Raw genomic sequence first — 6,184 nt, 5'->3', positions numbered from 1 at the left:
TAAAACTAAACTATTTTCTTACGGACATTTTTATTTTATCGGCTGAAAAACAGCCGATAAAATTGTCGTAGCGGAAAATAGAATGGTTACAATAAATTGTTGGGACAATCTTTATGTTCGCAACCTCTTCTCGCCCCAATAGCGGTCGGGTACATCACCAAAATTATAATCATAAGCTGTATTGTATACGCCGGTATCCATGAATGGAAAGAGATGAAGGCCCGGGAAGTGGAAGTCCGGGGAATCAACCGTCAGAAACATGACATGAATGATATATATGTGGAAATGCTTAGCCTTTCTTTATTGTGTGAAACCTTCATGGAATGGAACGAGCAGGATTTTCTTACATTCCGCAAACGGAAACAGCATATTGACAGCTTGTTATATGAATTTAACAACAGCAATCCCAACTCACACATGGACAGTATCCGTACTTTATGGAAAGACAAGGAACTGTATATGCAAAAAATCATATCTCTGGTGCATAAACAGGAAGAGGTCAGTCAGGAAATTGCGGCACAAATTCCGGTTATTGCCAGACAAAGTGAACGGGAAACCAATAAAAGGGGGGGATTGCTGAAGAGGCTGTTCAGAAAACGTGATAAGGCGGATTCCCCCTCCACGGCTTCCATGCTTTATGCACTCAACCAAAAGGTAGTGGGCGAACATCAGGCATATACCCGGGAACTGGCTGAGCAGACGAACTATTTAGCCGGAAAGAACAGAATGTTGAACAGGCAGCTACAGCAGATGATTGTACACATGGACAAGGCGGCAAGAACAGAGCTGAAGAAACGGGAAGATAGGATTGCAAAGGCTGAGAAACAATCATTTGCCGTAGTCATTGGTTTGACGGCATTCATGATACTGTTATTAGTAGGGTCTTATCTGGTTATACACAGGTATATGATACGCATAAACCGCTATAAAAGAAGATTGGAGGATACGGTCCGGCAGTTGAGGCAGACTGTCGTTGAAAACAAGAAGCTGATTGAAGCAAGAAAAAAAATCATGCTGGCGGTGACGCACGATTTACGTTCTCCGCTTGCCACCATCAGCAGCTATGCGGAATTGCTTGCCACGGAGAGGAGGACGTTGAAACGTAAGGAGTATAACCAAAATATACGGCAGGTGGCAGAATATATGGCTTCCATGCTGAATGCCCTGCTGGGATTTTTCCGTTTGGAAAGCGGCAAGGAAAAAGCCAGTCCCGCCCCGTTCAGGTTATGCTCTGTCATTGAAGTATTGGAAACGGATTTCCTGCCGTTGGCGGCAGGAAAGAACTTGTCCTTAAACATGGAAAGTGCCGGGGATGCGGTTGTTGTCGGGGATAAAAAAAGAATAATCCAGATAGGGAGCAACCTGTTGTCAAATGCGATTAAATTTACAGAACAGGGAACGGTGACATTACGTACGCGATTTGAAAAAGGGATATTGGCGCTTACGGTGGAAGATACCGGAACCGGTATGGATGACGAGGAGCAGGCGCGTATTTTTACGGCATTCGAACGGCTTCCCAACGCGATTGCGGAAGAAGGGGTCGGCCTTGGGCTTTCAATAGTCAAAAGCCTGGTCGAGTTGCTGGAAGGCAGGATAGAGCTGACAAGCCGGAAAGGTGTAGGCAGCCGTTTTACTGTCTACTTGCCCTTGCCTGTGGCAGAGGAAAGTGTGAACGGCAACGACAAGGACAGGATTCCCATACAGCCGTTTACGGTTCTGGTATTGGACAATGACACCGTCTTGTTGGCTGCGATCAGGGAAATGTTCGCGCATCATGGAGTCACTTGTACGGTATGTGAGAATACACGTGACTTGATGGAACATGTACGTTGCCAAAGCTATGACCTGTTGATTACGGATTTGAAAATGCCACAGATGAACGGGTTTGAGGTGCTGAAACTCCTGCGCATGGCAAAAGTGGGAAATTCAAGGAGCATTCCGGTCATAGCGGCAACCGCTTCGGGGAGCTGCAAGGCGGAAGACCTGCGTGAGGCGGGGTTTTCGGCTTGTTTGAAAAAACCGTTTTCGGCTGAGGAATTGTTGCAGGTATGCGCAGAATGCTTAGGAAACGAAAGGCAGTTGGAACAAATTGATTTCCATACTCTGTTGGAGCATGGAGACAAAAAGGCGATGCTTGATACCTTGATTGAGGAAACCGCAAAGGATATGGAGGCGGTGGCTGAGAGTGCGGAAAAGAATGATCACGAGGCACTGAAGGAGTGGGTACACCATCTGACATGCTCATGGGAGATTATTCATGCCGGTAAACCGCTACGTGAATTGTTTGCGCTGCTTCAGGGTTCCGGGGAGCTTTCGGTTGAAGAATTGAAACGGACTGTTCAAAAAGTATTGGATAAAGGAAAAGAAATAATTTATTTGGCACAACAGGCAAAGAAAATCTATGAAAGTGATTGTTATTGAGGATAATATCTTGTTCTGTGACTATATCTGTAGTCTTTTGCAAAAGGCGGACTTTAAGACAATGAAGGCACACGGGCTGGCACAGGCAAAAAAAATGATTAGGGGTTCCATCCATGAGGATGATATGGTATTGGCGGATTTAAGGTTGCCGGACGGGGAAAGTACCGCCTTGTTGAAATGGATGAGGGATAACGGGTACATGCATCCGTTCATAATGATGACCAACTATGAGGAGATACATTCTGCCGTCCATGCCATGAAATTAGGTGCGGAGGATTTTATCCTCAAACCACTGGTTGAAGACAAGCTGTTACCCGCCATAAGAAAGATAAAAGCGGCAAACGATACTTTTTCCAAAGTGATTTACGAACGCAGGAGTGCCTCTTTTTGCGAATTGAACCAATATATCCACCTGGTTGCACCAACAGACATGACAGTGTTGATACTGGGGAACACGGGAACCGGAAAAGAACATCTGGCAAATAAGATACACAGGAGGAGTCTCAGAGCCAACAAACCGTATATTAAGGTTGACTGTGGCAGTTTGTCCAAAGATCTGGCCGCTTCCGCCTTTTTCGGCCATGTCAAGGGAGCCTTCACAGGGGCTACCGAGGAAAAGGCGGGGTATTTCCTGGAAGCGCAGGGAGGCACCTTGTTCATGGACGAAGTGGAGAATCTCTCAATAGAGACACAACGGATGTTGTTGCGTGCCATGGAGGAACGGAGCTATCGTCCGGTGGGCGGGAAACAGGACAGGCGGATGGATGTGCGTATCATCGCGGCAACCAACGAGGACTTGTTCCAGGCGGTGGCCGAGAAACGTTTCCGCAAAGACTTGTTGTATCGTTTCCATGACTTTACGATTACCGTACCTGCGCTGCAAAATTGTTTGGAAGACATACTTCCCCTGGCGGATTTTTTCAGGGAACAGTCTTGTGCGGAACTCCGGAAAGAGGTGGTGGGTTTTGACGGACCGGCAAAAGAAATGCTGTTGGGGTATAGCTGGCCGGGAAATGTCAGGCAGTTGAAACAGGTTGTTTATGCGGCGGTATTGATATGCAAAGGAAATTTGATAACTCCCGATTTTTTACGGTTGAAACAGACGGAAACGGATGCTCCGAATTCTGCCAAGAAAAAAAAGATAGACAAATGTTTGCAGAAAGACGAGAAAAGGAACATTGAACAAATCAAGACGGCAATATCCATATCCAAAGGAAACCTGACACAAGCGGCGGCGTTGCTGGGAATAAGCCGCCCCACCCTTTATAAAAAAATGAGCATACATGGTATTAGCAAATAATGTGTTAAGAGGACAGGCGGATGGATATTGCCAGAACAGTTTCCCCCTTCATCAAAGGAAAATCGAATTTGTCTTGCCAGCCGCATTTCCTACACTTTTTTCGTGAAAATTTTCCTTGCGGCTTCGCCGTGGAAAATTTTCACGAAAAAGAATGCGGCGGCAATCCAAATTCGATTTGAGAAACGATTACAGGGGCAAACTGCGACCGACGTGACGCATGGATAAAAAATATCGGATATTGAGGAAGGCATATCTCATACCCCACGAAATCCCACATGTACCGTTCGGGGTATAGGTCTCACAAGAATCTTTTCGCAAAAATAAAAGAAGCCATGAGAAGACAGGGGGCTTCAGCTCCCTCCGCTCTGCATGGTTCCGCATTGTTTGTTCCGCCTGCTCCTTCTCCTGCCATACATACCGCTTCTCTTTTTTCTTGTCGCATATTTCTTTTTGCCCGGCTTTCCCCCTGTTCGCCGACATTCCACCCTCATCTGAAAACCACTTTTTCGGACATCTGATGACATTTGATGACATCTGATGACACCTTTTTGAAAATCAGCGTTTTATTCAAATTTAGCCTATACATTTGAAGCGTCAAAGCAATTTATTAACCCCTAAAAGGAAAATGTATGGCACAGGAAAAGAACCTGAACGAAAAGCCTAAACGGACCCGAAAACCGAAGGCTAAGAATGATGCACTTCCGGTGGAGCAAATCACCGAACTGATGCTGGTCCATAACAAGAGCGACCCGAAAAATGGTGTGCAGGTGGTCAGCGAGATTGATAAGGACGGGAAAGCAAAAACAGTCCCGGCGGACGAGAAGAATGAGAACTCATTCCTGAAATTCGACAAGAATTCGAGCATTCTCGAAAATTTCATCAAGAATTTCTGGAGCCAGCTCAAGGAACCGACCCATTTCCGCCTTCTCCGCATGACCTTCCACGACTACAAGATGAACAAGCAGGCCATCAAGGACCTGGCGGAAGGAAAACAGACGGACGCGGTGAAAGAGTTCCTCAAGCGCTACGAAATCCGTCCGAGAGAAAACAAGAAGGAACAAAGTGCGAACAGACAAGAAGAGACAACAATGGCAAAAAAAGAAACGCAACCGCAGGAGCCCCTGCAACAGAGTGAGGTACAGCAGGCGGCACAGCAGCAACCGCAAGCACAGCAGCAACCGCAGGAGTCGCAAGGACCGCATTACCGGTATAATGAGAACATGGTCAACTGGGAGGAGTTGGAAAAGGTCGGAATCTCAAAGGCTTCGCTGGAACAGCAGGGACTCCTTGATTCCATGCTGAAGGGCTACAAGACCAACAAGCTGGTGCCCCTGACAATCCATCTTTCCGGTTTGCTGACAGCCAAACTGGATGCAAGGCTCTCACTCATCCCGCAACAGGATGGACAGGTGGGACTGGCCATTCACGGCATACGCAAGGAGCCGCAGTTGGAACGCCCTTATTTCGGATTCAACTTCAGCGAGGAGGACAAGAAGAACCTGCGTGAGAGCGGCAACATGGGGCGTGTGGCGGAACTCAACCTGCGTGGCAGTGAATATACCCCCTGCCTGATCTCCATCGACAAGAACACCAACGAGCTGGTCGCTGTCCGCCAGGAGCATGTCTACATCCCGCAGGAAGTGAGCGGGGTAAGGCTTACGGACGAGGAAATCAGGTTGCTGAAGGAGGGACAGCCCGTCAAGGTGGAGGGCATGACCTCCAAGGCGGGAAAGGGGTTCGACGCCACGCTCCAGTACAGCGCCGAGCGCAGGGGGCTGGAGTTCATCTTCCCGAAAAACCAGATTTTCAACGAGCGTTCCATCGGGGGCGTGCCGCTCTCGCCCACCCAGATAAAGATGCTCAGCGAGGGGCATACCATCCTGGTGGAGGACATGAAGTTCAAGAACAGAAACGGGACATTCTCCTCATTTGTCACGATAGACCAGACAACGGGACGCCCGAACTACACCCGCCACAACCCGGAAACGGGGGAGATCTATATCCCCAAGGAAATATGCAATGTGCAGTTGACACCCGAGGACAAGGAAACCCTGCGCAAGGGACAGGCGGTCTATCTGGAAAACATGATCGGACGTACGGGAGAGGAATTCTCCTCGTTTGTCAAACTGGACATGAATACCGGAAGGACGATGTATTCACGCACGCCGGACGGGTTCAACGAGCAGCAGGCGCCACGCATCCCGGCGGAGGTTTACGGTCATGTGTTCACGGCACAGGAAAGGGCGAACCTTCAGGATGGAAAGACCATCCTTGTCGAAGGGCTGAAAAACAACGGGCAGTCCTTCAGCTCCTACCTGAAAGTCAACCCCTATTCAGGACAGTTGCAATATTTCCAGGAGAATCCGGATATCCGCCGGGATACTTCCCGTCGTGCCGCACAGACGGAGACCGCACAGGGGCAGCAGCAGGAACAGAAGAAAGGCGCTTCACAGGCGGTATAAC

General features: G+C 48.4%; 4 protein-coding genes. 3 read left to right on the top strand and 1 reads right to left on the bottom strand.

The genetic code is table 11. The features are described from left to right. The first annotated feature begins 99 nt into the window (after positions 1-99). Together HMPREF1534_RS05015 and HMPREF1534_RS05020 are read left to right on the top strand one after the other, a co-directional pair. Complete coding sequence (locus HMPREF1534_RS05015) at positions 100-2,421, top strand: hybrid sensor histidine kinase/response regulator (protein WP_005942698.1); 2,322 nt, start codon at positions 100-102, stop codon at positions 2,419-2,421. After that, positions 2,402-3,721: a sigma-54-dependent transcriptional regulator gene (locus HMPREF1534_RS05020; RefSeq protein WP_005942696.1), complete on the top strand. Its 1,320-nt coding sequence runs from the start codon at positions 2,402-2,404 to the stop codon at positions 3,719-3,721. The genes HMPREF1534_RS05015 and HMPREF1534_RS05020 overlap by 20 nt, the downstream gene beginning before the upstream one ends. 186 nt (positions 3,722-3,907) lie before the next feature. On the opposite strand, the gene HMPREF1534_RS05025 is transcribed toward HMPREF1534_RS05020, so the two are convergent. After that, positions 3,908-4,255, bottom strand: coding sequence for a hypothetical protein (locus tag HMPREF1534_RS05025; RefSeq protein WP_005942693.1), 348 nt, complete (start codon positions 4,253-4,255; stop codon positions 3,908-3,910). A 95-nt stretch (positions 4,256-4,350) separates the two neighbouring features. On the opposite strand from HMPREF1534_RS05025, the gene HMPREF1534_RS05030 reads away from it, so the two are divergent. Continuing rightward, a complete protein-coding gene (locus HMPREF1534_RS05030) occupies positions 4,351-6,183 on the top strand; it encodes a DUF3945 domain-containing protein (RefSeq protein ID WP_005942690.1) in 1,833 nt (610 codons plus the stop codon). Position 6,184 lies beyond the last annotated feature (1 nt).

The organism is Phocaeicola massiliensis B84634 = Timone 84634 = DSM 17679 = JCM 13223 (genome assembly GCF_000382445.1).
Lineage (GTDB): Bacteria > Bacteroidota > Bacteroidia > Bacteroidales > Bacteroidaceae > Phocaeicola > Phocaeicola massiliensis.
Note: the sequence above shows the minus strand (reverse complement) of the source record. Positions and strands in the feature narration are given on the sequence as shown.

Bases quoted from the DNA above. Each gene is read 5' to 3' on its own strand.
- HMPREF1534_RS05020 (WP_005942696.1), top strand. From the start codon at position 2,402: ATGAAAGTGATTGTTATTGAGGATAATATCTTGTTCTGTGACTATATC.
- HMPREF1534_RS05025 (WP_005942693.1), bottom strand. From the start codon at position 4,255: ATGTCATCAAATGTCATCAGATGTCCGAAAAAGTGGTTTTCAGATGAG.
- HMPREF1534_RS05030 (WP_005942690.1), top strand. From the start codon at position 4,351: ATGGCACAGGAAAAGAACCTGAACGAAAAGCCTAAACGGACCCGAAAA.